At 63.6% G+C, this 25,054-nt stretch carries 21 protein-coding genes and 1 pseudogene; 14 read left to right on the plus strand and 8 right to left on the minus strand.

Annotated features, from left to right (window positions below):
* Positions 1–40 precede the first annotated feature (40 nt).
* From KHO53_RS05070 to KHO53_RS05090, 5 genes and pseudogenes are all read left to right on the plus strand, one after another.
* Positions 41–1,798 carry a sensor histidine kinase gene (locus KHO53_RS05070; protein WP_010220928.1) on the plus strand — a complete coding sequence of 586 codons (1,758 nt, stop codon included), beginning with the start codon at positions 41–43 and terminating at the stop codon, positions 1,796–1,798.
* Complete coding sequence (gene mifR, locus KHO53_RS05075) at positions 1,792–3,126, plus strand: two-component system response regulator MifR (protein ID WP_213570057.1); 1,335 nt, start codon at positions 1,792–1,794, stop codon at positions 3,124–3,126. The genes KHO53_RS05070 and mifR overlap by 7 nt, the downstream gene beginning before the upstream one ends.
* A 185-nt stretch (positions 3,127–3,311) precedes the next feature.
* A complete protein-coding gene (locus KHO53_RS05080; protein WP_010220926.1) occupies positions 3,312–4,631 on the plus strand; it encodes an MFS transporter in 1,320 nt (439 codons plus the stop codon).
* A gap of 315 nt (positions 4,632–4,946) precedes the next feature.
* Positions 4,947–5,192 (plus strand): annotated as a pseudogene (locus KHO53_RS05085) (hypothetical protein); the annotation flags it as partial.
* A gap of 116 nt (positions 5,193–5,308) precedes the next feature.
* Positions 5,309–5,920: a flavin reductase family protein gene (locus KHO53_RS05090; protein ID WP_010220924.1), complete on the plus strand. Its 612-nt coding sequence runs from the start codon at positions 5,309–5,311 to the stop codon at positions 5,918–5,920.
* 1 nt (position 5,921) lies between these two features.
* On the opposite strand, the gene KHO53_RS05095 is transcribed toward KHO53_RS05090, so the two are convergent.
* Both KHO53_RS05095 and KHO53_RS05100 read right to left on the minus strand, forming a co-directional pair.
* Positions 5,922–6,152: a hypothetical protein gene (locus tag KHO53_RS05095; RefSeq protein ID WP_010220923.1), complete on the minus strand. Its 231-nt coding sequence runs from the start codon at positions 6,150–6,152 to the stop codon at positions 5,922–5,924.
* Positions 6,153–6,190: 38 nt separating this feature from the next.
* Positions 6,191–6,499 (minus strand): antibiotic biosynthesis monooxygenase family protein, encoded by a 309-nt coding sequence (locus tag KHO53_RS05100; protein WP_100783455.1) that lies wholly within the window; start codon positions 6,497–6,499, stop codon positions 6,191–6,193.
* A gap of 203 nt (positions 6,500–6,702) precedes the next feature.
* Here KHO53_RS05100 and KHO53_RS05105 point away from each other — a divergent pair, with 203 nt between their 5' ends.
* Entirely contained in the window at positions 6,703–7,632 is a 930-nt protein-coding gene (locus KHO53_RS05105; protein ID WP_010220921.1) for an AraC family transcriptional regulator, read from the plus strand.
* Positions 7,633–7,680: 48 nt separating this feature from the next.
* Here KHO53_RS05105 and KHO53_RS05110 read toward each other — a convergent pair whose 3' ends face one another.
* Together KHO53_RS05110 and KHO53_RS05115 are read right to left on the minus strand one after the other, a co-directional pair.
* On the minus strand, positions 7,681–9,114 hold the full coding sequence (locus KHO53_RS05110; protein ID WP_213570059.1) for an aldehyde dehydrogenase family protein: 1,434 nt from the start codon (positions 9,112–9,114) through the stop codon (positions 7,681–7,683).
* Positions 9,111–10,748 (minus strand): 5-guanidino-2-oxopentanoate decarboxylase, encoded by a 1,638-nt coding sequence (locus KHO53_RS05115; RefSeq protein ID WP_213570060.1) that lies wholly within the window; start codon positions 10,746–10,748, stop codon positions 9,111–9,113. The genes KHO53_RS05110 and KHO53_RS05115 overlap by 4 nt, the downstream gene beginning before the upstream one ends.
* Positions 10,749–10,861: 113 nt before the next feature.
* Between KHO53_RS05115 and KHO53_RS05120 the strand changes: the two genes are divergently transcribed.
* The gene (locus tag KHO53_RS05120) at positions 10,862–11,743 is read left to right on the plus strand and encodes a LysR substrate-binding domain-containing protein (protein ID WP_010220918.1); all 882 of its coding nucleotides are present in this window, start codon (positions 10,862–10,864) and stop codon (positions 11,741–11,743) included.
* On the opposite strand, the gene KHO53_RS05125 is transcribed toward KHO53_RS05120, so the two are convergent.
* Positions 11,737–12,351 carry an NAD(P)-dependent oxidoreductase gene (locus tag KHO53_RS05125; RefSeq protein ID WP_100783456.1) on the minus strand — a complete coding sequence of 205 codons (615 nt, stop codon included), beginning with the start codon at positions 12,349–12,351 and terminating at the stop codon, positions 11,737–11,739. The two genes, KHO53_RS05120 and KHO53_RS05125, sit on opposite strands and share 7 nt — an antisense overlap.
* 30 nt (positions 12,352–12,381) lie before the next feature.
* Positions 12,382–13,263 carry an MBL fold metallo-hydrolase gene (locus tag KHO53_RS05130; RefSeq protein ID WP_010220916.1) on the minus strand — a complete coding sequence of 294 codons (882 nt, stop codon included), beginning with the start codon at positions 13,261–13,263 and terminating at the stop codon, positions 12,382–12,384.
* A gap of 105 nt (positions 13,264–13,368) precedes the next feature.
* Here KHO53_RS05130 and KHO53_RS05135 point away from each other — a divergent pair, with 105 nt between their 5' ends.
* Positions 13,369–14,277, plus strand: coding sequence for a LysR family transcriptional regulator (locus KHO53_RS05135; RefSeq protein WP_010220915.1), 909 nt, complete (start codon positions 13,369–13,371; stop codon positions 14,275–14,277).
* Positions 14,278–14,349: 72 nt separating this feature from the next.
* Positions 14,350–14,523, plus strand: coding sequence for a hypothetical protein (locus tag KHO53_RS05140; RefSeq protein WP_010220914.1), 174 nt, complete (start codon positions 14,350–14,352; stop codon positions 14,521–14,523).
* Here the strand turns inward: KHO53_RS05140 and KHO53_RS05145 are convergent.
* Positions 14,516–15,394, minus strand: coding sequence for a helix-turn-helix domain-containing protein (locus KHO53_RS05145; RefSeq protein WP_010220913.1), 879 nt, complete (start codon positions 15,392–15,394; stop codon positions 14,516–14,518). The two genes, KHO53_RS05140 and KHO53_RS05145, sit on opposite strands and share 8 nt — an antisense overlap.
* A gap of 168 nt (positions 15,395–15,562) precedes the next feature.
* On the opposite strand from KHO53_RS05145, the gene pobA reads away from it, so the two are divergent.
* Positions 15,563–16,756, plus strand: a complete 1,194-nt coding sequence (gene pobA / locus KHO53_RS05150) for a 4-hydroxybenzoate 3-monooxygenase (protein WP_213570061.1) — start codon at positions 15,563–15,565, stop codon at positions 16,754–16,756.
* A gap of 77 nt (positions 16,757–16,833) precedes the next feature.
* Positions 16,834–18,291: an MDR family MFS transporter gene (locus KHO53_RS05155; protein WP_036996724.1), complete on the plus strand. Its 1,458-nt coding sequence runs from the start codon at positions 16,834–16,836 to the stop codon at positions 18,289–18,291.
* 50 nt (positions 18,292–18,341) lie between these two features.
* Here KHO53_RS05155 and KHO53_RS05160 read toward each other — a convergent pair whose 3' ends face one another.
* The gene (locus KHO53_RS05160; protein WP_010220910.1) at positions 18,342–18,974 is read right to left on the minus strand and encodes a TetR family transcriptional regulator; all 633 of its coding nucleotides are present in this window, start codon (positions 18,972–18,974) and stop codon (positions 18,342–18,344) included.
* Positions 18,975–19,233: 259 nt separating this feature from the next.
* On the opposite strand from KHO53_RS05160, the gene KHO53_RS05165 reads away from it, so the two are divergent.
* From KHO53_RS05165 to KHO53_RS05175, 3 genes are read left to right on the plus strand one after another with little or no spacing between them, the layout of a single operon-like run.
* Positions 19,234–20,385: an efflux RND transporter periplasmic adaptor subunit gene (locus KHO53_RS05165; RefSeq protein ID WP_010220909.1), complete on the plus strand. Its 1,152-nt coding sequence runs from the start codon at positions 19,234–19,236 to the stop codon at positions 20,383–20,385.
* A 3-nt stretch (positions 20,386–20,388) separates the two neighbouring features.
* Complete coding sequence (locus tag KHO53_RS05170; RefSeq protein ID WP_010220908.1) at positions 20,389–23,541, plus strand: efflux RND transporter permease subunit; 3,153 nt, start codon at positions 20,389–20,391, stop codon at positions 23,539–23,541.
* Positions 23,538–24,992 carry an AdeC/AdeK/OprM family multidrug efflux complex outer membrane factor gene (locus KHO53_RS05175; protein WP_010220906.1) on the plus strand — a complete coding sequence of 485 codons (1,455 nt, stop codon included), beginning with the start codon at positions 23,538–23,540 and terminating at the stop codon, positions 24,990–24,992. The genes KHO53_RS05170 and KHO53_RS05175 overlap by 4 nt, the downstream gene beginning before the upstream one ends.
* Positions 24,993–25,054 lie beyond the last annotated feature (62 nt).

Raw genomic sequence — 25,054 nt, forward strand, 5'->3', positions numbered from 1 at the left:
GGAAGGCCAGGAGGCCTTCCCCACTGCCGGGACTTGCACCATGCCTTCTTCCTTTCGCGCCCTGCGTCTGGGCCTGATTCTGTTCTTCATCCTCGCCGGCACGCTGTTGACCGCAGGCTGGGCCATGCACCACGCCAAGCGTCAGTCGATGGTCGAGGATGCCCGTCGGGCCAGTGAGCAGTTGGGGCTGTATGCCAACTCGCTGCACACCCTGATCGAACGTTACCGCGCCCTGCCGGCGGTGCTGGCCCTCGACCCGGAACTGATCAGCGCCTTGCGCGGCCCGGTTGCAGGCCCGGTGCAGGATGCCCTGAACCGCAAGCTGGAGCGCATCAACGGTGCGGCCAATTCCTCGACCCTCGAGCTGCTCGACCGCACCGGCCTGGCCGTGGCCGCCAGCAACTGGCGCCTGCCCAGCACCTATGTTGGCTCCAACTATGGTTTCCGGCCGTATTTCAAACAAACCCGCAGCCAGGGCAGCGGCCGCTTCTATGCGGTCGGCGTCACCAGCGGCGTGCCGGGGTATTTCTTGTCCAGCGCGGTGCAGGATGAAAACAGCCGCTTCCTCGGTGCCATGGTGGTCAAGCTGGAGTTCCCCGAGCTTGAGCGCGAGTGGCGCCAGGGCAGCGATATCCTGTTGGTCAGCGACGCCCGCGGGATCATCTTCATCGCCAACCAGGACGGCTGGCGCTACCGCGAGCTGCAACCGCTGACCAGCGCCGACCGCGCCGAGCTTGCCGCCACCCGCCAGTACGACAAGCAACCGCTGGTGCCGCTACAGCACCATATCCTCAGCAGCTTCGACACCAACAGCCACCTGATGCGTGTGCAGGGCCCGGAGGGCAACACCGACTACTTGTGGGAAAGCCTGCCACTGGAGGCCGAGGGCTGGACCCTGCACCTGCTGCGCAAGCCGCAGGTCAGCGAAGACGGTCGCAACGCCGCGCTGGCTGCCGCCGCAGTGTGGTTGAGCCTGGTCTTCGCCTTGTTGTTCATCAGCCAGCGCTTGCGCCTGGCACGCTTGCGCCAGCGCAGCCGTGAAGAGCTCGAACGCCTGGTCGAAGCCCGCACCCGCGACCTGCGCACCGCCCAGGAAGGCCTGGTGCAATCGGCCAAGCTGGCCGCGCTGGGGCAAATGTCCGCGGCGCTGGCCCACGAGATCAACCAGCCGCTGACCACCCAGCGCATGCAGCTGGCAACCCTGCGCCTGCTGCTCGACAACCAACGCCTGGACGAAGCGCGCCAGGCCCTGGAGCCACTGGAGCAGATGCTCACGCGCATGGCGGCCCTCACCGGGCACCTGAAAACCTTCGCCCGCAACAGCCCCAGCGGCCTGCGCGAACGCCTGGACCTGGCCACCGTGGTCGACCAGGCGCTGCAACTGCTCGAGGCGCGCATTCGCGCCGAGGACGTCAGCGTCGCCCTGTACCTGGCCCGCCCGGCCTGGGTACGCGGCGATGCAATACGCCTTGAGCAAGTGCTGATCAACCTGCTGCGCAACGCCCTGGATGCCATGGCCGAAAAGAGCTACAAACGCCTTGAGGTGCGCATCGATGCCGAACAGGAGCACTGGCGCCTGAGCGTGCTCGACAGCGGCGGCGGTATCCCTGCCGAACACCTGGCCAGTGTCTTCGACCCGTTCTTCACCACCAAGCCGGTGGGCGAAGGCTTGGGCCTGGGCCTGGCGATTTCCTATGGCATCATTCACGAAGCCGGCGGCCGCCTGCAGGTCGAAAACCAGCCCGGCGGCGCCCGTTTCAGCCTGACCTTGCCTATGGACCCGGAACCCGCATGTTGAACTCAGTGATGGTCGTCGACGATGAAGCCAGCATCCGCACAGCCGTGGAGCAATGGCTGAGCCTGTCCGGCTTCAGCGTGCAGCTGTTCAACCGTGCCGAAGACTGCCTGCAGCAACTGCCGATGCACTTCCCCGGGGTGATCCTCAGTGACGTGCGCATGCCCGGCATGGACGGCCTGCAGTTGCTCGAGCGACTGCAGGCCAGTGATGCCGACCTGCCGGTGATCCTGCTCACCGGTCACGGCGATGTGCCGATGGCAGTCGAGGCCATGCGCAATGGTGCCTACGACTTTCTGGAAAAACCCTTCAGCCCCGAAGCGCTGCTCGGCAGCCTGCGCCGGGCCCTGGAAAAACGCCAGCTGGTGCTGGAGAACCGCCGCCTGCATGAACAGGCCGACCTCAAGGCGCGCCTGGAGGCGAACCTGCTGGGCGTGTCCCAGGGCATGCAGCACTTGCGCAAGCAGGTACTGGACCTGGCCAGCCTGCCGGTCAACGTGCTGATTCGTGGCGAAACCGGCAGCGGCAAGGAGCAGGTCGCACGCTGCCTGCATGACTTCGGCCCGCGCGCCGGCAAGCCCTTCGTTGCCCTCAACTGCGCGGCGATCCCCGAGCAGTTGTTCGAGGCCGAGCTGTTCGGCCATGAAAGCGGCGCCTTCACCGGTGCCCAGGGCAAGCGCATCGGCAAGCTCGAATACGCCAATGGCGGCACGGTGTTCCTCGACGAGATCGAAAGCATGCCACTGGCCCAGCAGGCCAAGCTGCTGCGCGTGTTACAGGAGCAAAAACTCGAACGCCTGGGCGCCAACCAGAGCATCAGCGTCGACCTGCGGATCATCGCCGCGACCAAACCCGACCTGCTCGAAGCAGCCCGGGCCGGGCGCTTTCGCGAAGACCTGGCGTATCGCTTGAACGTTGCCGAATTGCGCCTGGCGCCGTTGCGCGACCGCCGCGAAGACATCCCGCTGCTGTTCAGCCACTTTGCCCGCCTGGTCGCCGAGCGCGTCGGCCGCAGCGCGCCGGTACCCAGTGGCGCGCAGCTGGGCAAGCTGCTCGGTCACGACTGGCCGGGCAACGTTCGTGAACTGGCCAACGCCGCCGAACGTCATGCCCTGGGGCTGGGCGAGCCGGCAGCAGCAGAAATCGAAGCCGGGCAATCGCTGGCCGCCCAGCAGGAAGCCTTCGAAGCCCAGTGCCTGCGCGCCGCCCTGAGCCGGCACAAGGGCGAGATCAAGGCCGTGATGGAAGAGCTGCAACTGCCGCGGCGCACCCTCAACGAGAAGATGCAGCGCCACGGCCTGCTGCGCGAAGATTTTCTCGGGCCTACCTGATCGACCCAACGGATCGCCATAAGCGGATTTTCGCCGATCCACTCATTTGAATAGGCGGATTTCCGCTCATCATATCCGTACAACCCTTCTAGACCGGGCCTCCAGCATCTGGCACAGCTCCTGCTATAGCCCTGGCAGGCTGCGTTTCGGCGCGCTCCACAAAAACAACTATGAAGGTCCCTTCGATGGATAACTCCACCACCCTGCCAACCGGGGCGGCCATTGCGCCCGCCGCGGTAAAAACCACCCGAAGCCGACTCAAGTCGATTTTCAGCGGTTCGATCGGCAACATGGTCGAATGGTACGACTGGTACGTTTACGCCGCGTTTTCCCTGTATTTCGCCAAAGCCTTCTTCCCCGCCGGCGACACCACCGCACAACTGCTCAACACCGCCGCGATCTTCGCCGTGGGCTTTTTGATGCGCCCGATCGGCGGCTGGCTGATGGGTATCTACGCCGACCGCAAAGGCCGCAAGGCTGCGCTGATGGCCTCGGTATTGCTGATGTGCGCAGGCTCGCTGGTCATCGCCCTGACCCCAGGGTATGAAACCATCGGCGTCGCCGCACCGGTGCTGCTGGTCATCGCCCGCCTGATGCAAGGCCTGTCGGTGGGTGGCGAATATGGCACCTCGGCCACCTACCTCAGCGAGATGGCCACCAAGGAGCGCCGTGGCTTCTTCTCCAGCTTCCAGTACGTGACGCTGATTTCCGGCCAGCTCATCGCCCTGGCGGTGCTGATCATCCTGCAGCAGACCCTGACCACCGAACAACTGTATGCCTGGGGCTGGCGCGTACCTTTCGTGATCGGCGCCCTGTGCGCAGTGGTCGCCCTGTACCTGCGCCGCGGCATGGAAGAAACCGCCTCCTTCACCAAGAAGGAAAAGTCCAAGGAAAGCCTGATGCGCACCCTGATGCGCCATCCGAAAGAGCTGGCCACCGTGGTCGGCCTGACCATGGGCGGCACCCTGGCCTTCTACACCTACACCACCTACATGCAGAAGTACCTGGTGAACACGGTGGGCATGAGCATCACCGACTCGACCACCATTTCGGCGGCCACCCTGTTCCTGTTCATGTGCCTGCAACCGATCATCGGCAGCCTCTCCGACAAGATCGGCCGGCGCCCGATCCTGATCGCCTTCGGCGTATTGGGCACCCTGTGCACCGTACCGATCCTGACCACCCTGCACACCATCCAGACCTGGTGGGGCGCGTTCTTCCTGATCATGGCGGCGCTGATCATCGTCAGCGGCTACACCTCGATCAACGCCGTGGTCAAAGCCGAGTTGTTCCCTACCGAAATCCGCGCCTTGGGCGTTGGCCTGCCGTACGCCCTGACCGTGTCGATCTTCGGCGGTACCGCTGAGTACGTGGCGCTGTGGTTCAAGAGCATCGGCATGGAGAGCGGCTTCTACTGGTACGTGACTGCCTGTATCGCCTGCTCGTTGCTGGTGTATGTGTTCATGAAGGACACCCGCACGCATTCGCGGATCACCACTGACTGATCCCAGTCATCGGCAGAAAAAAGGGGGCATCCGCCAGCGGATTGCCCCCTTTTTTTGTTTATGGCGCTTTAACCCGCAATTAATCCCACACCCTCAGTCTTCACTCATAGCGTAGACCGCATCGCCTGCATCGCTGGCAAGGCCAGCTCCCACAGGTCCGTGCATGGCCTTGCCGGTGATGAGGGCGAACTGTCGCCACATACATCTATTTTTTAGATTCTTATACGTTATTTTTTGCGCTTTTTAATCAATTTTATCGGCGTAGCATTACACCCATAGAAACAAACAACCCCTCAGCACCTCGGAGCAACGACCATGAAAAACAAACTGATCCTGACCCTGGCCTTCTCGGTACTGGCTGCCAACGCATTCGCCGAAGACGGCTTCGACCGTACCAACAGCCACAACTTCAGCGCCGTGAAAAGCCAGTCGGCTACCTATGCAGAAGACGGCTTCGATCGCACCGGCGGCGCCAAATTCGCCGAAGACGGCTTCGATCGCACCGGTGGCGCCAAATTCGCTGAAGACGGCTTCGATCGCACCCAGGCCCACCGCATCAGTTAAGCGCTGATGTGACGCAGTCAGCCCGGCTTCGGCCGGGCTTAGTCATTTTCAGCAAGGCAAAGCCTTGGCACACTAGCGGCCTACTCACAGGGAAGGCCTTCGGGCCAGCGCAGATGTATTACTACGAACCGGCAAAAGGCCACGGCCTGCCCCACGATCCGTTCAATGCCATCGTCGGCCCACGCCCGATTGGCTGGATTTCCTCCCAGGACGCCGAAGGTCGCCTGAACCTGGCGCCCTACAGCTTCTTCAACGCCTTCAACTACATTCCACCGATCATCGGTTTCGCAAGCGTCGGGCGCAAAGACAGCCTGAACAACATCGAGCAGACCGGCGAGTTCGCCTGGAACCTGGCCACCCTGCCGCTGGCCGAGGCCATGAACCAGAGCTGCGCGGCAGTTGCGCCGCAGGTCGATGAGTTCACCCTGAGCGGTCTGACCCCGGTGGCGTCAAAAGTGATTGCCGTGCCGCGGGTGCAAGAGAGCCCGGTGTCGTTCGAATGCAAGGTGACCCAGATCATCCAGCTGCAGCGTGCCGACCAAGCGCTGGTGCCGAGTTGGCTGGTGCTGGGTGAGGTGGTGGCCGTGCATATCGCCGAGCATCTGCTCAAGGACGGCATCTATGACACCGCTGCGGGCCAGCCGATCCTGCGTGGCGGCGGCCCGGCGGATTACTTCGAACTGGGCAACCTGTTCAAGATGGCCCGCCCGCAGGTCAACGGCTGAGTTACCAGACCAGCTCGGCGTCGTCATCGACGCCCTGCAGGCGCTCAAGTTCGGCGCAGGCCGCTTCATCAGCAGCCAGGGCGGTGTTGAAGGTCTGCTCTACCAGGACCTTGTGAAAACGCGGCGCCCCGGAGGCCCCCAGGCCTTTGACGGCGATGGCGGCGTGGTAGCCGTCGTCGCCGCGTACGGCTGCCGATACTGCTTCGAACCGGGAAAATTCTTTACGTGCCATGTGCCTCGAGTCCACATCAATTGCCAGAAGCCGCCATTCTAACCTGCGCAAGGCGAGCCGAAGGTATGCAGGTCGAGGCTGTCGACTACCCGCGCCTGCACCAGCTCGCCGAACAGCTCAAGAGTCGGTGACGCAAAGTAGCCGCTCATCGATTGCTGATCGCGCCAGAAACCGCTGAGCAGCCACAGGTCGGCGTCGGCCTGGGAGCGTTGCAGGCTGAATTTCAGGCAGCCGGGAGCCTGGCGCGACGGTTCCAGCAGATCACGCAGGCGCGCACCGAGTTCTTCTGAACGACCGCTGCTGGCCCGGATAAATGCGAGGTGGGTGACCGATTGTGTCGAGGTCATGAGCGTTTCTCCATGTGCAGCCAGATGAAATTGCCAGGCTGCACAGGTTAGGCCACACGCCCGCGCGGCGGTTAGGCGATTCCTGTCGAGCGCTTGCCTGATCCTGCGCGCCCTGCAGGATCAGGCAAGCGGGCGGCAGCTTTCGACTAGCGCCGTGGCTTGCACAAACCTATCCTGCAGTCGTTCTCCCTGGAATCGTCCCCATGCCCGCCATCGACCCTGACCGCCTGATCCTCGACCCCGCCCTGGAGCAACAGCGCCAGGAGCTGGCCGACCTCATCCAGCACCACGCCCCCCGTCAGTCTGGCGTCGAGTCGGCGGTCGAGGACCTGTTTCTGGTGCGCTATGAAGAAAGCGTGCGCTCGATGCCCGCCCTGGCGGAGCCTGCGTTGTGCATCCTGGCCCATGGCAGCAAGGAGGTATGCCTGGGTGACGAGCGCTATGTCTACGACCCGCTGCATTACATGGTGGTGTCGGTGGCGCTGCCGATCAGTGGCGTATTGCTGGAGGCCAGCCCGGAAAACCCCAGCCTGGGCGTACGCCTGAACATCGACCCGGCGCAGATCAACAACCTGCTGGCCGATGCCGGCCCCCTCGGTGTGCCGGCTTTGCCGTCGGGCCGTGGGCTGTATGTGGAGCGTACCGACCCGCTGTTGCTCGATGCCCTGCTGCGCCTGATTCGCCTGCTCGACTCGCCGAAGGACATCCCGATCCTCGCACCGCTGATCCAGCGCGAGATTCTCTATCGGTTGCTACGCGGCCCGCAGGGTTACCGGCTGTACGAAATTGCCATGGCCAACAGCCAGACCCACCGGGTGTGCCAGGCCATCGAATGGCTCAACCAGCACTTTCATCGGCCGCTGCGCATCGATGACCTGGCGCGCGAGGTCAACCTCAGTACCTCGACCCTGCATCACCGCTTCAAGGCAGTGACCTCAATGAGCCCGTTGCAGTACCAGAAGCAGTTGCGCCTGCAGGAAGCGCGGCGGCTGATGCTCAACGACGGGCTTGAAGCAGCGGTGGCGGGCTATCGGGTGGGCTATGAAAGCCCGTCGCAGTTCAGCCGGGAGTACAGCCGCTTGTATGGGGCGCCGCCGGTGCGGGACCTGGCTCGGTTGCGCAGCGCGCTCTAGATAGCTATCGCCGGCGTTGCCGGCGATGGAGCGCGCAGCGGTCCGCTTTTACACCGCCCTGACCACGTGCTTGATCTCCTGAAACGCACTCAAGCCCCAAGGCCCCAGCTCCCGACCCAGGCTGCTCTGTTTGTACCCACCCCAGGCCGTCTGCGGGAAGATCACCTGCGGTGCGTTGATCCACACCAACCCCGCCTGCAAAGCATTTGCAACCCGCTCGGCGGCTTGCAAATCACGGCTGAGCACGCTGGCCACCAGGCCGAACTCAGTGTCATTGGCCAGCGCCAGCGCCTCGGCTTCAGTGGCAAACGCACGTACGCACAGCACCGGACCGAAGATCTCCTCACGCCACAGAGCACTGTCCAACGGCACCTCGGTAAACACCGTGGGGCTGACGAAATAACCACAAGGCAGCTGTGCCGGCCGTGAGCCACCACAGAGCAGCTGCGCACCCGCTTGCAGGCCCGCCGCAATATGCGCTTGTACCCGCTGGTACTGAGCCTGATTGACCAACGGGCCCATTTCGCTTTCGCCGCTGAACGGCTCGCCCACGCGGATCGCTTCGGCCCGGGCCTTCAGCGCATCGATAAATGCAGGGTACAGGGCTTGGGCGACCAGTACCCGGCTGGTGGCCGAACACATCTGCCCGGCATTGAAGAAACCGCCCAGGCAGGCCAGCTCCACCGCAAGCTCAAGGTCGGCGTCGTCCAGCACCAGCAACGACGACTTGCCGCCCAGTTCCAGGCTCACGCCCTTGATCGTCTGCGCCGCGCGCTGCATGACCTGCACCCCTACCGCATTGCTGCCGGTGAAGGAAATCTTGGCAATTCGCGGATCGGCCGCCAACGGCGCGCCCACTGCCTGCCCGGTACCACAGACCAGGTTGAACACCCCGTCCGGCAGCCCCGCTTCGGCGATGATCGCCGCCAGTTCCAGCTCGGCCAATGGCGTGATTTCCGAAGGCTTGAGCACCACGCAGCAGCCTGCCGCCAGGGCCGGCGCGAGCTTCCAGGCGGTGGTGACCATGGGGAAGTTCCACGGCACGATCAGCCCCACCACCCCGCACGGCTCGCGGCGCACCCGGGCGACAAAATCCTCGCTGGGCAGCGCCACCGAGCGATCGCGCCCGAGGTTGTCCGCCAGCTCCGCGTAATAACGGAAGGTGGCGACGACATCATCGACATCGATGTGGGCTTCAGCCAGCGGCTTGCCATTGTTGCTCGCTTGCAACTGCACCAGGCGCTCGCGGCGCGCTTCGACGCCCTCGGCAATGGCCCGCAGGATGGCCGCACGGGTCGGCCCGCTGGACGTAGACCATTGAACAAATGCCGCGCGGGCCACCAGCGTCGCCCGCTCGACCGCCGCCGCGTCGCCACCGGCTACCTCGGCCAACACCTGTTCATTGCTCGGGTTGATCACCGTCAGCACCTGGGGGCCATGCTGCCAGACACCTTCGATATAGACACCAGGCAGCTTGATCATGCGGGCACCGCCCGCATCCAGGTGGCCTGGTCGATTTCGATCAGGCTCGGGCCTTGGCGATCGCACGCCTGGCGCAATGCTTCGCGCAGTTGTGCGACATCGCCGACCGACTCGGCGCTGCAGCCCAGGGCCTTGGCCACGCCGATGAAATCAGGGGTGTAGATGTCGACGCCGACCGGCTCGATGGCGCGGTTGACCATGTAGCGCTTGATCTCTTCGTAGCCCTGGTTGTTCCACAGCAGCACGATCAGCGGCACCTGCGCCTCGCGGGCACTGGCCAGTTCCGGCAGGGTGAATTGCAAACCGCCGTCGCCGATCAGGCACACCACCGGCGCGCGATCGGCCGGCGCTTCAGCGCTGCCCAACCAGGCGCCCATGGCCGCCGGCAGCGCGTACCCCAGGGTGCCGTAACCGGTCGAAGCGTTGAACCAGCGCCGCGGCTGGTCCATGTCCAGGGTCAGGTTGCCGGTGTACACCGGTTGCGTCGAATCACCGACCAGCACGGCACCCGGCAGGGTTTCGACAAGGGTGGTGAGCATGCGCGTCTGGCTGCGCATCGGCAGGTCGCGATCGGCCTCCAGCACTCCACGCAAGCGCGCGGCACGGGCCGCGCCCCACTCGGCGCCGCGCACTGGTGCCGGTTGCTCGGCCAGGGCCACCAGCAAGGCCTGGGTGGCGAGGGTCGAATCGGCAACCAGGGCAACTTTCGGCGGATAGTTGCGCACGGTCTGGTCGGGGTCGATATCGATGCGCAGCAGCTCGCCCGGGATCTCGAAGCCGCCCTTGAAGGTCACGTCGTAGTCGGTCTCGGCAAGCTCGGTACCGATCGCCAGCACCACATCGGCTTCGGCGACCAGGGCGCGGGTGGCCACCAGCGATTGGGTCGAGCCGATCTGCAGCGGGTGGCTGGCCGGCAGCACGCCCTTGGCGTTGATAGTCAGCGCTACCGGCGCCTGCAGGTACTCGGCCAGGCGGGTCAACGCGGCGTTGGCCTCGATGGCACCACCACCGGCGAGGATCAGCGGCCGGCGGGCAGCCGCCAGCATGGCGGCCATTTGTGCCACTGGCGCGGGGGCGGCCCCGGCGCGGGCGATACGCACCGGGGCGCAGGCCAGCAGGTGATCGGCGTCCTCGATCAGCACGTCCAGCGGAATTTCGATATGCACCGGGCGCGGACGCGCGCCGTCGAACACGGCAAAGGCACGGGCCAGTACCGACGGCAGGTCATCGGCGCTCATCAGGGTGTGGGAAAACGCCGCTACACCGGCCACCAGGTTGCTCTGCGCCGGCAACTCATGCAGTTTGCCGCGCCCGCCGCCCAACTGGTCGCGCGACTGCACGCTGGAGATCACCAGCATCGGAATCGAATCAGCATAGGCCTGGCCCATGGCGGTGGTGATGTTGGTCATGCCCGGGCCGGTGATAATGAAGCACACGCCTGGCTTGCCACGGGTACGCGCATAGCCGTCAGCCATGAAGCCGGCGCCTTGCTCGTGGCGCGGGGTGATGTGCCGGATGCGCGAGCTTGCCAGCCCGCGATAGAGTTCCACTGTATGCACGCCGGGAATGCCAAAGACATGGTCTACGCCATAGTCTTCAAGGAGTTTGACCAGTACTTCGCCGCAAGTCGCCATGATCGTCTGCCTGTCATTGTTCGGGAAACAGGCTGTATTGGACCGCCCGACAGCTACCTGCACAATGCAAAAAAGCTCATACTAGCCATGTCCTCAAATCATGGCTCAAGCCAATGAAACGCCTGCCTCCACTGCCTGCCCTGCACACCTTTCTAGTCACCGCCCAGTGCTGCAACTTCACCCGCGCCGCGCAACTGCTGCACATCACCCAAGGCGCGGTGAGCCGGCAAATTGCCGGGCTGGAGGACCACCTCGGTTATCCGCTGTTTCTGCGCCAGGCCCGTGGCCTGAGCCTGACCCGCGAAGGCCAGGACTGGCTGCCGCGGGTGCAGCAGGTGTTCACCTTGATCGAGGAAGGGGTGCAGCAGGTGGGTGCGCGTAGCACCACCTTGCAGCTCAAGGCACCGACCTGCGTGATGCGCTGGCTGCTGCCGCGCCTGATGGAATGGCAGGCGCTGCGCCCGGATGTGCCGGTGGAGCTGACCACCACGGTGCAGCATGGGGTGGATTTTCGTCGGGAAGTGTTCGACGCGGCGGTGGTCTATGGCGCCCGGCCCAACCATGGCCTGCAGACCCTGAAGCTGTTCGATGAACAACTGACGCCGGTGTGCGCGCCGCAACTGCTGAACGGCGCCCTGCCCTTGCAGCAGGTTGCGGATCTGGACCTGCACATGCTCCTGCACCCGACTCGCGATCAACGCGACTGGCATGCCTGGTTCGATGCCGCCGGGGCGAGCCTGCCCCGGCAAGGCAAGGGCCAGCATTTCGAAACCCTGGACATGGCCATGTCGATGGCTTCCCAGGGTACCGGTGTGGCCATCGGCGACTGGTCGCTGATCGCTGATGACCTCAAGTGCGGGCGGCTGGTGACGCCGTTCCCGCTCAAGGTCAGCACCGGCCAGGCCTATTACCTTGTGCGGCCACAAGGCTCGGCTTCAGCGGCGTTGCTGGAGCTGCTCGCGTGGTTGTGCGAGCAGGCCCAGGCCCCTCAGTAACCGACCGTGAAACGCTGGCGCGAGTGCGCCGGCTTCTCCACTTCATCGAGCATGGCAATGGCGTAGTCGGCAAAGCTGATCCAGCTCTTGCCATCGGCACCGATCAACAGGTGATCCTTGCCCAATTTGTAAGCGCCGCTGCGGGCACCTTCGACGAATTCGGCCGAAGGTGACAGGAAGGTCCAGTCCAGTTCCTTTTCCTGGCGCAGGATGTCGAGGTAGTGACCACCGGCGGTAGCTTCAGCCTTGTAGGCCTCGGGAAAATCCGGGCTGTCGATGACCTTGTGCCCCGACGGCAGCAGCAGGCTGCCCGCCCCGCCCACCACCAACAGGCGCTTGACCCCGGCACGCTTCACCGGCTCGATGATGGCCTGCGGTTTGATGCTGGAAAAGTGCGCGGCGCTGAGCACCACGTCATGCCCCGCGACGGCCTGTTCCAGGGCGGCGGCGTCGCTGACGTCCAGCGCTACGGCGTTCACCCCTTCGCGCCCCTGCAGTTTCGAGATGTCGCGGGCAATGGCGGTAACGCGATGGCCGCGGCGCAGGGCTTCTTCCAGCAACTGGCTACCAGCACGGCCGGTAGCACCGATGATTGCGATCTTGCTCATGGGAAATCTCCAGTCAGGATTGAATGACGCTTACCACTTCATCTCGCCCTTGGCGACCTTGGCGCTGAGCTCCAGCGAGCTCTCTTCACCCAGGTCCGGGTAACGTTTTTTCATTGCCGCGATCAGATCGGCGGCATTGCCCGCCTTGGCGGTTTCTTCGTCGAAGGCGCGGATATAGTCTGCGGTGAACTGCACCGCCTTGAGCGAACGGCTGCTCTGGCCCAGGTAATGGCCAGGGATCACGGTGTCGGGCTTGAGCTGCTCGATCCGCGTGAGGGTCGCCAGCCAGTCCTGGTGCGATTGCGCCGACTGCGTGTCGGCCATCCACACGTGCAGGTTCTCGGCGACCACCACACCACCGACCACCGCCTTGATCGATGGAATCCAGACAAAACTGCGGTCCGGCTGCGGGCCGTCGAGGCCGACCACTTGCAGGCGCTGGCCTTCGAGCTTCAGTTCATTGCCTTGCAACACCTGCGGCACGACCAGCTTCGCCGGTTTATCGGCGCCCATCTGCGGGCCCCAATAGGCCAGCTTGCCGTCCATGGTCTGCTTGATATGGGCAACGGTTGCCGCCGAGGCCACGACCTTGGCCTTGGGATAAGCATCGGTCAGGGTCTGCAGGCCGAAGTAGTAGTCCGGGTCACCGTGGCTGATGTAGATGGTGGTCAATTGCTTGCCGCTCGATTGCAGTTTGGCCAGCAACTGCTCAGCCTGCGCCTTGCCGAACTGGGCATCGACCAGGATGGCGTCATGCTTGCCGCTGACAATCACTGAGCTGACCGGGAACAGGGCGTTGGTACCCGGGTTGTAGACATCCAGGTTCAGCGGTTCGGCGGCCGAAGCCTGGGCCATGGCCCCAAGGGTGGCGAAAGCCAGCAGCAGGCGACGCAGGGAGAACGAACGAGGCATCAAGGCGATTCCTGTGAAGTGGGCGATGAACAACAGCTTAGTTGCACGATCCGTCACAAAAAATGCGATGCTTAGGATTAGTTTGTTTCTGAAAGCGTGCAAATCATGGATCGTCTGACAGCAATGCGAGTCTTCGTCAGCGTGGTCGACCTGGGTAGCCAATCGGCCGCCGCCGACCACCTGGAACTTTCCCGCCCGGTCGTTTCGCGCTATCTGGCCGAGCTTGAGGACTGGGTTGGCGCACGCCTGATGCAGCGCACCACGCGCCGCCTGAGCCTGACCGCCGCCGGCCAGGAAACCCTGCCACGCTGCCGGCAGATGCTCGAGCTTGCCGGCGACCTGCAAGCGGCCGTCGGCACCCCGAACGATGCCCCGCGCGGCGAGTTGCGCATCAGCGTCAGCACTTCGTTCGGCCAGGCGCAGCTGATGGACGCGGTGGCCGACTACGTCAAACGCTACCCCGGGGTAAAAATCGACCTGCAGATGCTCGACCGCACGGTGAACCTGGTGGATGAGCGCATCGACCTGGCCATCCGCACCAGCAACGACCTGGACCCCAACCTGATTGCCCGGCGCCTGACCGTATGCCGCTCGGTGATCTGCGCATCCCCTGCCTACCTGCGCCAGCACCCGGCGCCGCAGCACGTGCAGGAGCTCAGCCAGCACAACTGCCTGACCCACTCCTACTTCGGCCGCAGCCTCTGGCATTTCGACGTCGAGGGCGAGGTGGTGTCGGTGCCGGTGCAGGGCAACATCAGCGCCAACGAAGCCATGACCCTGCAACGGGCAGCCTTGGCCGGCGCCGGTGTGGCGATGCTGCCGACTTATCAGGCCGCCGACGCCCTACGCAGTGGTGAGCTGATTCGCCTGTTACCCCAGGCCAAGCCACGGGAGCTGAACCTCAACGCCGTGTACACCTCACGCAAACACATGCCGGCGACCCTGCGCAGCATGCTCGACTTTCTCGCCGAGCGCTTTACCGCCGAACCGATCTGGGATCGGGACCTGCTCTAGGCCGGGCATACCTGGCCCAGCTGACCTATGCTTTGAGTAGCACCTGTAGGTGGTTTGCAGGAGGTGAGCAGCATGGGCATCAAATCCAGAAAATGCGCCGTTATCTGTGCCATGGCCGCTGTGGTCGGGCTGTATGCCGCCGCAGCCTACCGGGTCGAACAGATCCGCAACCAACCCTACTCCGCCGCCAGTTGCAGCCTGGCTCACTGCGTGCCACACACCGCGACGCTGAGCGCACTCAAGTAGGTTGGCCTGGGGCCTGGTGACGAAAGTCACTGGGGGCCTTGCCCGTCAGGCGGCGGAAGAACCGCGAAAAATAGGCAGGGTCAACAAAACCCAGGCTGTCGGCCAGTTGCTTGATGCTCAGGCTGGTGTAAATCAGTTCGCGCTTGGCCTCGAGTAGCAAGCGTTGATGGATGATCTGCAAGGCCGACTGCCCGGCCAGCTCACGACAGATACTGTTCAGGTGCGCCACCGAAATCCCCACCTCATGGGCCAGCGCCTCGACGCTTGGCTGCAGACGAAACTGCTGCTCGACCAGTTTATTGAAGCGTTGCAGATATTCACGCCCGCGGGCCACCGCCAGCCCCTGGCCATGGCGCTGCAAGCATTGACGGCTGATCCACACCACCAGCAGGTTGATCAATGAGCGCAGTTGCAAGTCGCGCCCGGGTTGGTCCTGCTGGTACTCCTGCTGCAAGGCACTGAACAGGCTGTACAGGTAGGTGCGGTCGGCGCCTGCCAGGTAGGTGCCGGCCTGGGCCAGGGCCGCTGGCGCTCCGGCCAGTTGGGTGTGCAACAGGCTCACCAGGGGCGCCGCCAGGGTGACCACGTAACCATCGACGTCGCTGGAAAAGCGAAAACCATGCACGCACAGGGCCGGCACCACCTGGATCGCCGCCTGCTCCAGGCGCCGCACCTGGCCTTCCACTTCGATCTCGGCCTGCCCCTCATAGAGAAACAGCAACTGGCACAGATCGGCATGCCGATGCGGTTCGATTTCCCAATCATGCAATCGGCTGCGCGCCGGAATCGACTCGCAGTGCAGCAGGTCCGGGGTCGGCCACTGCAACTGCTCGCCGTACAGCTTGAACACCGGGATCGATGCCTTGCTCATTGATCAACTCGCTCCAGGGCAATGCCCGATAATCGCACTGATTGGTGAAAAGTCCTGCTTCATGCCGTTTTTATCCCTTCTTCGCTCGCATTTCAAAGCGAAAAATGCAAGCACAACAATCATAAGCTGCTTTCGGCCTTGCCCTGAAGCTTGCCTGGGATAACAACAATGAAGACTCACGTCGCAATTATCGGTGCCGGCCCTTCCGGTCTGCTGCTCGGCCAGTTGCTGCACAAGGCCGGGATCGCCAACATCATCATCGAGCGCCAGAGCGCCGACTACGTACTCGGGCGCATCCGCGCCGGGGTGCTGGAACAGGGCATGGTCGAGTTGCTGCGCGAAGCCGGGGTTGGCGCGCGCATGGACGCCGAGGGCCTGCCCCACAGCGGTTTCGAACTGGCCTTCGACGGGCGTCGCGAACACATCGACCTCAAGGCGCTGACCGGCGGCAAAGGCGTAATGATTTATGGTCAGACCGAAGTCACCCGGGATTTGATGGCCGCGCGCCAAGCCTGCGGCGCCGTCACTGTCTATCAGGCCGACAACGTTCGCCTGCATGACCTGAAATCCGAGCGCCCTTACCTGACCTTTGAAAAGAACGGCGAAATCCAGCGCCTGGACTGCGACTACATTGCCGGCTGCGACGGCTACCACGGCATCGCCCGGCAATCGATTCCCGCCCAGGCACTGAAGATTTTCGAACGGGTCTACCCGTTCGGCTGGCTCGGCGTGCTGGCCGATACTCCGCCGGTCAGTGATGAGCTGGTGTATGCCCGCCACGAGCGCGGCTTCGCCCTGTGCAGCATGCGCTCGCCGACCCGCACCCGTTACTACGTGCAGGTGGGCGCTGAAGAGAAGGTCGAGGACTGGTCCGATGAGCGCTTCTGGAGCGAGCTCAAGTCGCGCTTGCCGGCTGATCTGGCCGAACGCCTGGTGACCGGTCCGTCGATCGAGAAAAGCATCGCGCCGCTGCGCAGCTTCGTGGTCGAACCCATGCAATACGGCACGTTGTTCCTGCTTGGCGACGCCGCGCATATCGTCCCGCCCACCGGCGCCAAGGGCCTGAACCTGGCGGCCAGTGATGTCAGTACCCTGTACAACATCCTGCGCAAGGTCTACGCCGAAGGCCGTCGCGACCTGCTGGAGCGCTACTCGCAAATCTGCCTGCGGCGTATCTGGAAGGCCGAGCGGTTTTCCTGGTGGATGACTTCGCTCCTGCACCGCTTTCCCGACAGCGATGCCTTCAGCCAGCGTATCCAGCAAACCGAGCTTGAGTACTACGTCAGTTCCGAAGCCGGTCGTACAGTATTGGCGGAAAACTACGTCGGCCTGCCTTACGAGCCGATCGAGGAGGACGCTTAGCAAGCTATCGAGTAGACTGGTTAGCACTTGCGCCCGCCGCTACCGGCTGCGGGCTTCACCTGCCTCAGAGCTGGCCCGTGACTCAACTGAACACTCCGCAACCGGTGCTGCGCAGCGTGCTCGTCGCACTGATGCTGGCGATCTTTCTTGGCGCGCTGGACCAGACCATCGTCGCCGTGTCGATGCCGGCGATTTCGGCGCAGTTCAACGATGTCGGCCTGCTGGCCTGGGTGATTTCCGGTTACATGGTGGCCATGACCGTGGCCGTGCCGATCTACGGCAAGCTCGGCGACCTGTATGGCCGGCGGCGGATGATCCTCACCGGTACCGCGCTGTTCACCCTGGCTTCGATCTTCTGCGCACTGGCACAGAACATGGAGCAACTGGTGCTGGCGCGGGTACTGCAGGGTATCGGCGCCGGTGGCATGGTCTCGGTCAGCCAGGCGATCATCGGCGACTTCGTGCCGCCGCGCGAACGCGGTCGCTATCAGGGCTACTTCAGCAGCATGTATGCCCTGGCCAGTGTCGCCGGGCCGGTGCTCGGCGGAATGCTCACCGAATACCTGTCATGGCGCTGGGTGTTCTGGCTCAACCTGCCCCTGGGCCTGACCGCCTGGTGGGTGACCCGCCGCGCCCTGCGCAGCCTGCTGGTACCAACGCACAAGGCGCAGGTCGATTACCTCGGCGCCGCGCTGCTGATTCTTGGCCTGGGCAGCCTGCTGCTGGGCATCACCCTGATCGGCCAGGGGCAACCCTGGGACTCTGCGCAAGTTGCCAGCCTGCTCGGTTGTGCACTGATCGGCTTGCTGCTGTTCGTGCTTCATGAACAGCGCGTCGCCGAGCCGCTGCTGCCGCTGAAACTGTTTGCCAATCGCACCGCCACCCTGTGCTGGTGCACGATCTTCTTCACCAGCTTCCAGGCCATTTCCCTGACCATGCTGATGCCGCTGCGCTATCAGAGCATCACCGGCGCCGGTGCCGACAGCGCTGCCTTGCATTTGCTGCCGCTGGCCATCGGCCTGCCGATCGGTGCGTATTGCGGTGGCCGCCTGACCTCCCTCACCGGGCGCTATAAGCCACAGATTCTCGGCGGTGCGCTGCTGATGCCGTTTGCCATCGTCGGCATGGCCTTCAGCCCGCCGCAAGCGGCCTGGTTCAGTGGCATGTTCATGGTCTTGACCGGGATTGCCTCGGGCCTGCAATTCCCCACTTCGCTGGTAGCGACCCAGAGTGCAGTGGAACCACGGGATATCGGCGTGGCCACCAGCACCACCAACCTGTTCCGCTCGCTCGGCGGGGCCATGGGTGTGGCCATCATGTCCACCCTGCTGCTGGCGATGCTCGCCCAGGGCGGCTTGAGCCTGGCCGGCGATGCCCTGCTCGGCAGCCTGCAGGCCGGTGAACCGACCGCGGCGATGCAGGCCGAGTTGTTGCTGACCTTTCGCAACCTGTTGCTGGGCAGTGCGACGGTTTCATTGCTGGGGCTGACGGCGGCGCTGGCTTTGCCTGATAGACAATTGCGCGGCCGTCAGTAAGACGCTTATAACTGGCGTAGAAACAAATGATCACAAAGCTTCACAAAGTGTCATTTGCGCAAGGCAGGGCTCAAGCGCAGCATATCCAGCCCGGTATCGATCCACAGCTCGGCCTGGTTCAGCAGGTCAAAGCTGCCGGGCAGCAGTAGCCAGCGGCGAATCAGCCCGTCTATATAGGCATAGATGGCCAGTGCCGCGCGTTCCGGGTCCACGTCGGCTGGCAGTTGCCCGCGCTTGACTGCATTGCCCAGCGACAACGCGATATGGGCATGACAATCGATCGTCGAGGCCTGCCGTTGCTGGCGGATCTCGCACCTATCATCGGTGAACTCGCATTTGTGATGCAGAATTTCATTGATTCGCCGGGTCTTCGGATCGAGCACCATCTGGTGCATCAACCGTACCAGCAGCTTGCGCATGCAGCCGAGCGGGTCGACTTCATCCTCGCTTTCACTGGCCCGGGCCAGGGCGTCCAGCGGCTCGTGCAGGCTGTCGAGCATGGCCTGCACCAGTTCGGCCTTGTCGTTGAAGTGCCAGTAGATGGCGCCGCGGGTCACCCCGGCCTCTTTGGCAATATCGGCCAGGGTGGTACGCGCTACCCCGCGCTTATAGAAGGCCTTTTCCGCCGCCTCGAGAATCTGGGCGCGGGTTTCCTGGGCTTCTTCTTTGGTTCGACGGACCATGGCAGTACAACCTCATCAGGCCCAGGCACGCACGCTGGGTGCCTGGGAGTCGGGCCGGGTCAGCCTCTGCAGGCTGTTACCGGCTGTATTAATTTGGGGGCTCGCATCGGCTGAATGTGTCGCCTGCGAGGTATTTACAAACAACCATGAATGTAAGTATATTCCTTAGCAAGCTATTAATCCACCCGACAGCATTTTTTATAGCGCACCCTTTCCATTATTCTTGAGCGTCTTCAGCTCTTGCGACCCGAGGATCTTCATGCAATTCAAGCCAGCTGTTACCGCTCTGGTTTCCGCCGTCGCCCTGGCAACACTGCTCAGCGGCTGTAAAAAGGAAGAGGCGGCGCCCGCGGCGCAAGCTCCTCAGGTCGGCGTCGTAACCCTGCAAACCCAGGCCTATACCCTGACGTCCGACCTCCCTGGCCGTACCACCGCGTACCGCATTGCCGAGGTTCGACCACAGGTCAACGGCATCATTCTCAAGCGCCTGTTCAAAGAGGGCACCGAGGTCAAGGAAGGTCAGCAGCTGTACCAGATCGACCCGTCGGTGTACGAGGCGACCCTGGCCAGCGCCCAGGCCAACCTGCAATCGACCCGCTCGCTGTCCGAGCGCTACAAGCAACTGGTCAGCGAACAGGCTGTCAGCCGCCAGGAATACGACGACGCGCAAGCCAAACGTTTGCAGGCCGAAGCCTCGCTGCGCAGCGCCCAGATCGACCTGCGCTACACCAAGGTGCTGGCGCCGCTGAGCGGGCGCATTGGCCGTTCTTCGGTCACTGAAGGCGCACTGGTGAACAACGGCCAGGCCGATGCCATGGCGGTGATCCAGCAGCTCGACCCGATCTACGTCGACGTCACCCAGTCCTCGGCCGAGCTGCTCAAGCTGCGCCGCGAGCTGGAAAGCGGCCAACTGCAGAAGGTCGGCGACAACGCCGCCAAGGTCACCCTGACCCTGGAAGACGGCAGCACCTACAGCAAGGAAGGCCGACTGGAGTTCTCCGAAGTCTCGGTCGACCAGACCACCGGCTCCGTGACCCTGCGTGCGGTGTTCCCCAACCCTGAGCACAACCTGCTGCCGGGCATGTTCGTTCATGCGCGCCTGGCTGCCGGGGTCAACAGCGCGGCCATCCTCGCCCCGCAACAGGGCGTGACCCGCGACCTCAAGGGCCAGCCGACCGCGCTGGTCGTCAATCAGGACAACAAGGTCGAGCTGCGCCAGCTCAAGGCCAGCCGTACCGTCGGTAGCGACTGGCTGATCGAGGAAGGCCTGAACCCGGGCGACCGCCTGATCACCGAAGGCCTGCAGTTCGTCAAGCCGGGCATCGAGGTCAAGGCCAGCGCAGCCACCAACGTCAAGCCTGCCCAGCCAACCCAGGCCAATGCAGCGATTGCAGGGGCCAAAGGGGAATAAACCATGTCGAGATTTTTTATCGATCGCCCGATCTTTGCCTGGGTGATCGCCTTGGTGATCATGCTGGTCGGCGCCTTGTCGATCCTCAAATTGCCGATCAACCAGTACCCGAGCATCGCGCCACCGGCCATCGCCATCGCCGTGACCTACCCGGGCGCTTCGGCGCAGACCGTGCAGGACACCGTGGTGCAGGTGATCGAGCAGCAGCTCAACGGTATCGACAACCTGCGTTATGTGTCGTCGGAAAGTAACTCCGACGGCAGCATGACCATTACCGCGACCTTCGAGCAGGGCACCAACCCAGACACTGCGCAGGTCCAGGTGCAGAACAAGCTGAACCTGGCCACCCCGCTGCTGCCGCAAGAAGTGCAACAGCAGGGTATCCGCGTGACCAAGGCGGTGAAGAACTTCCTGCTGGTGATCGGCCTGGTATCCGAAGACGGCAGCATGTCCAAGGATGACCTGGCCAACTACATCGTCTCCAACATGCAGGACCCGATCTCGCGGACTGCCGGTGTCGGTGACTTCCAGGTGTTCGGTGCCCAGTACGCCATGCGTATCTGGCTCGACCCGGCCAAGCTGAACAAGTATCAGCTGACCCCGGTCGACGTGCGTACCGCCGTGGCCGCGCAGAACGTCCAGGTGTCCTCCGGCCAGCTCGGCGGCCTGCCTGCCCTGCCAGGCACCCAGCTCAACGCCACGATCATCGGCAAGACCCGCCTGCAAACCGCCGAGCAGTTCGAAAAGATTCTGCTCAAGGTCAACCGTGACGGCTCCCAGGTGCGCCTGGGCGATGTCGCCAAGGTCGGCCTGGGTGGTGAGAACTACGCGATCAGCGCCCAGTTCAACGGCAAGCCGGCCTCCGGCCTTGCGGTAAAACTGGCCACTGGCGCCAACGCCCTGGATACCGCCAAGGCCCTGCGCCAGACCATCACCGACCTGGAGCCGTTCTTCCCGGAAGGCATGAAGGCGGTGTTCCCGTATGACACCACTCCGGTCGTGACCGAGTCGATCAGCGGGGTAATCCACACCCTGATCGAAGCGATCGTGCTGGTGTTCCTGGTGATGTACCTGTTCCTGCAGAACTTCCGCGCCACCATCATCACCACCATGACCGTACCGGTGGTATTGCTGGGTACCTTCGGCATCCTTGCCGCGGCGGGCTTCAGCATCAACACCCTGACCATGTTCGGCATGGTGCTGGCCATCGGCTTGCTGGTGGACGACGCCATCGTCGTGGTGGAGAACGTCGAGCGGGTGATGGCCGAAGAGGGGCTATCGCCCAAAGAAGCGACCAAGAAGTCCATGGGCCAGATCCAGGGCGCCCTGGTCGGTATCGCCCTGGTGCTGTCGGCGGTACTGCTGCCCATGGCCTTCTTCGGCGGCTCCACCGGCGTGATCTACAAACAGTTCTCGATCACCATCGTCTCGGCCATGGCCCTGTCGGTACTGGTAGCCCTGATCTTCACCCCGGCGCTGTGTGCGACCATGCTCAAGCCGATTGCCAAGGGCGAGCACCACGTTGCCAAGCGCGGCTTCTTCGGCTGGTTCAACCGCAACTTCGACCGCAGCGTGCGTAGCTACGAGCGCGGCGTCGGCAACATGCTGCGGCACAAGGCCCCGTACCTGCTGGCCTACCTGCTGATCGTGGTCGGCATGATCTGGCTGTTCACCCGCATTCCGACGGCGTTCCTGCCTGAAGAAGACCAGGGCGTACTGTTCGCCCAGGTGCAGACCCCGGCCGGTTCCAGTGCCGAGCGCACCCAGGTGGTGATCGACGAAATGCGCAGCTACCTGCTCGACAAGGAAGCCGATACCGTTGCCTCGGTGTTCACCGTCAACGGCTTCAACTTCGCCGGTCGTGGCCAGAGCTCGGGCATGGCCTTCATCATGCTCAAGCCATGGGGCGAGCGCTCTGCCGAGAACAACGTGTTCAACCTGGCGAACCGTGCCCAGCAGCACTTCTTCAGCTTCCGCGATGCGATGGTGTTCGCCTTCGCCCCACCGGCGGTACTGGAGCTGGGTAACGCCACCGGTTTTGACGTGTTCCTGCAAGACCGTGCCGGTGTCGGCCATGAAAAACTGATGCAAGCGCGCAACCAGTTCCTCGGCATGGCCGCACAGAGCAAGATCCTTTCGGCAGTACGCCCGAACGGCCTGAACGATGAGCCGCAGTACCAGCTGACCGTCGACGACGAGCGCGCCAGTGCCCTGGGCGTGACCATCGCCGACATCAACAGCACCCTGTCGATTGCCCTGGGTGCCAGCTACGTCAACGACTTCATCGACCGCGGCCGGGTCAAGAAGGTTTACATCCAGGGTGAAGCCGGTGCGCGGATGAGCCCGGAAGACCTGCAGAAGTGGTACGTGCGCAACGCCGCTGGCGAGATGGTGCCGTTCTCATCCTTCGCCAAGGGCGAGTGGATCTACGGGGCACCGAAGCTGTCGCGTTACAACGGCGTAGAAGCCATGGAAATCCTCGGTGCGCCAGCCCCTGGCTACAGTACCGGTGAAGCCATGCTCGAGGTCGAGCGCCTGGCCGCGCAACTGCCGGCGGGTATCGGTTACTCCTGGACGGGCCTGTCGTACGAGGAGCGGCTGTCCGGCTCCCAGGCGCCAGCGCTGTACGCCCTGTCGCTGCTGATGGTGTTCCTGTGTCTGGCGGCGCTGTATGAAAGCTGGTCGATTCCGATCGCGGTCATGCTCGTGGTGCCGCTGGGGATCATCGGTGCGCTGCTGGCCACCAGCCTGCGCGGGTTGTCCAACGACGTGTACTTCCAGGTGGGGCTGTTGACCACCATCGGCCTGGCGGCGAAAAACGCGATCCTGATCGTCGAATTCGCCAAGGAACTGCACGAGCAGGGCCGCAGCCTGATGGATGCGGCCATCGAAGCCTGCCGGATGCGTCTGCGGCCAATCATCATGACCTCGCTGGCGTTCATCCTCGGCGTGGTGCCGTTGGCCATCTCCAGTGGCGCAGGCTCGGGCAGCCAGCACGCCATCGGTACCGGGGTAATCGGCGGCATGCTGACCGCCACCGTACTGGCAATCTTCTGGGTGCCATTGTTCTTTGTAAGCGTGTCGTCGCTGTTCGGTAGCAAGAAGCCCGAAGAGGACGCCACCCCTGAAACTCCACGCTATGAGGCCGGGCAATGAGTAAGTCCCTGTTGTCCCTGGCAGTAACCGCTTTCATTCTTGGCGGCTGCTCGCTGATCCCTGACTACCAGACCCCGGAATCGCCGGTGGCCGCGCAATGGCCGCAAGGCCCTGCCTACTCGCCGACCGAGTCGGCCGAGGTGGCCGCCGCCGAACAGGGCTGGCGTCAGTTCTTCCATGACCCGGCGCTGCAGCAGTTGATCCAGACCGCGCTGGTCAACAACCGCGACCTCAAGGTCGCGGCGCTGAACATCGATGCCTACCGGGCGCAGTACCGCATTCAGCGGGCCGATCTGTTTCCAGCGGTCTCGGCCAATGGCAGCGGCAGCCGTCAGCGGATGCCGGCGAACATGTCGCAAACCGGCGAATCGAGTATCAGCAGCCAGTACTCGGCGACCCTTGGGGTCAGCGCCTACGAGCTCGACCTGTTCGGCCGGGTGCGCAGCCTGACCGAGCAACAGCTGGAGATCTACCTGTCCAGCGAAGAAGCGCGGCGCTCGACGCAGATCAGCCTGGTGGCCAGTGTGGCCAACGCCTACTTCACCTGGCAGGCCGACCAGGCGCTGCTCAAGCTCACCGAAGAGACCCTCAAGACCTACGAGGAAAGCTACCAGCTGACCTTGCGTAGCAATGAAGTGGGGGTCGCTTCGGCCCTGGACCTGAGCCAGGCACGCACGTCGGTTGAAGGTGCGCGGGTCAAGCTGGCGCAGTTCCAGCGCCAGGTTGCCCAGGACCTCAACAGCCTGACCGTGCTGCTCGGCACCGGCGTACCGGCCAACCTGCCGGCGGCGCAGAATCTTGACAGCGACCTGTTGGCCGAAGTGCCGGCGGGCCTGCCGTCCGACCTGCTGCAACGCCGGCCGGACATCCAGGAAGCCGAACACCTGCTCAAGGCTGCCAATGCCAACATTGGCGCGGCCCGCGCGGCGTTCTTCCCGAGCATCAGCCTGACCGCCAACGCCGGGACCCTGAGCCCGGACATGGGCGGCCTGTTCAAGGGTGGCTCGGGCACCTGGCTGTTCCAGCCGCAGATCAACCTGCCGATCTTCAACGCCGGTGCCCTGCGTGCCAGCCTCGACTACTCGAAGATCCAGAAGGACATCAACGTCGCCAAGTACGAGAAAACCATCCAGACCGCCTTCCAGGAAGTCTCCGATGGCCTCGCCGCGCGCCAGACCTTCAATCAGCAGTTGCAGGCCCAACGTGACCTGGTTGCCGCCAACCAGGACTACTACCGTCTGGCCGAGCGTCGCTACCGCATCGGTATCGACAGCAACCTGACCTTCCTCGACGCCCAGCGTCAGCTGTTCAACACCCAGCAGTCGTTGATCAGTGATCGCCTGTCGCAGTTGGTCAGCGAGGTCAACCTGTACAAGGCCCTCGGTGGCGGCTGGTACGAGCAGACCGGTCAGGCGCAGCAGCAGGCTGCGGCCCAGACGCCGAAAGGCTGAGTGTTTGCGTTGTGAAAGAGCCCACCCTTGCGGTGGGCTTTTTTATGCAATCGCCTGTAGGA

This window comes from Pseudomonas sp. RC2C2 (assembly GCF_018390435.1).
In the GTDB taxonomy this organism is placed as follows: Bacteria; Pseudomonadota; Gammaproteobacteria; order Pseudomonadales; family Pseudomonadaceae; genus Aquipseudomonas; species Aquipseudomonas donghuensis.

Bases quoted from the DNA above. Each gene is read 5' to 3' on its own strand.
- pobA (WP_213570061.1), top strand. From the start codon at position 15,563: ATGAAGACTCACGTCGCAATTATCGGTGCCGGCCCTTCCGGTCTGCTG.
- KHO53_RS05175 (WP_010220906.1), top strand. From the start codon at position 23,538: ATGAGTAAGTCCCTGTTGTCCCTGGCAGTAACCGCTTTCATTCTTGGC.
- KHO53_RS05095 (WP_010220923.1), bottom strand. From the start codon at position 6,152: ATGGCACGTAAAGAATTTTCCCGGTTCGAAGCAGTATCGGCAGCCGTA.
- KHO53_RS05140 (WP_010220914.1), top strand. From the start codon at position 14,350: ATGGGCATCAAATCCAGAAAATGCGCCGTTATCTGTGCCATGGCCGCT.
- KHO53_RS05165 (WP_010220909.1), top strand. From the start codon at position 19,234: ATGCAATTCAAGCCAGCTGTTACCGCTCTGGTTTCCGCCGTCGCCCTG.
- KHO53_RS05090 (WP_010220924.1), top strand. From the start codon at position 5,309: ATGTATTACTACGAACCGGCAAAAGGCCACGGCCTGCCCCACGATCCG.
- mifR (WP_213570057.1), top strand. From the start codon at position 1,792: ATGTTGAACTCAGTGATGGTCGTCGACGATGAAGCCAGCATCCGCACA.
- KHO53_RS05080 (WP_010220926.1), top strand. From the start codon at position 3,312: ATGGATAACTCCACCACCCTGCCAACCGGGGCGGCCATTGCGCCCGCC.
- KHO53_RS05110 (WP_213570059.1), bottom strand. From the start codon at position 9,114: ATGATCAAGCTGCCTGGTGTCTATATCGAAGGTGTCTGGCAGCATGGC.
- KHO53_RS05115 (WP_213570060.1), bottom strand. From the start codon at position 10,748: ATGGCGACTTGCGGCGAAGTACTGGTCAAACTCCTTGAAGACTATGGC.
- KHO53_RS05120 (WP_010220918.1), top strand. From the start codon at position 10,862: ATGAAACGCCTGCCTCCACTGCCTGCCCTGCACACCTTTCTAGTCACC.
- KHO53_RS05070 (WP_010220928.1), top strand. From the start codon at position 41: ATGCCTTCTTCCTTTCGCGCCCTGCGTCTGGGCCTGATTCTGTTCTTC.
- KHO53_RS05125 (WP_100783456.1), bottom strand. From the start codon at position 12,351: ATGAGCAAGATCGCAATCATCGGTGCTACCGGCCGTGCTGGTAGCCAG.
- KHO53_RS05105 (WP_010220921.1), top strand. From the start codon at position 6,703: ATGCCCGCCATCGACCCTGACCGCCTGATCCTCGACCCCGCCCTGGAG.
- KHO53_RS05170 (WP_010220908.1), top strand. From the start codon at position 20,389: ATGTCGAGATTTTTTATCGATCGCCCGATCTTTGCCTGGGTGATCGCC.
- KHO53_RS05160 (WP_010220910.1), bottom strand. From the start codon at position 18,974: ATGGTCCGTCGAACCAAAGAAGAAGCCCAGGAAACCCGCGCCCAGATT.
- KHO53_RS05135 (WP_010220915.1), top strand. From the start codon at position 13,369: ATGGATCGTCTGACAGCAATGCGAGTCTTCGTCAGCGTGGTCGACCTG.
- KHO53_RS05100 (WP_100783455.1), bottom strand. From the start codon at position 6,499: ATGACCTCGACACAATCGGTCACCCACCTCGCATTTATCCGGGCCAGC.
- KHO53_RS05145 (WP_010220913.1), bottom strand. From the start codon at position 15,394: ATGAGCAAGGCATCGATCCCGGTGTTCAAGCTGTACGGCGAGCAGTTG.
- KHO53_RS05130 (WP_010220916.1), bottom strand. From the start codon at position 13,263: ATGCCTCGTTCGTTCTCCCTGCGTCGCCTGCTGCTGGCTTTCGCCACC.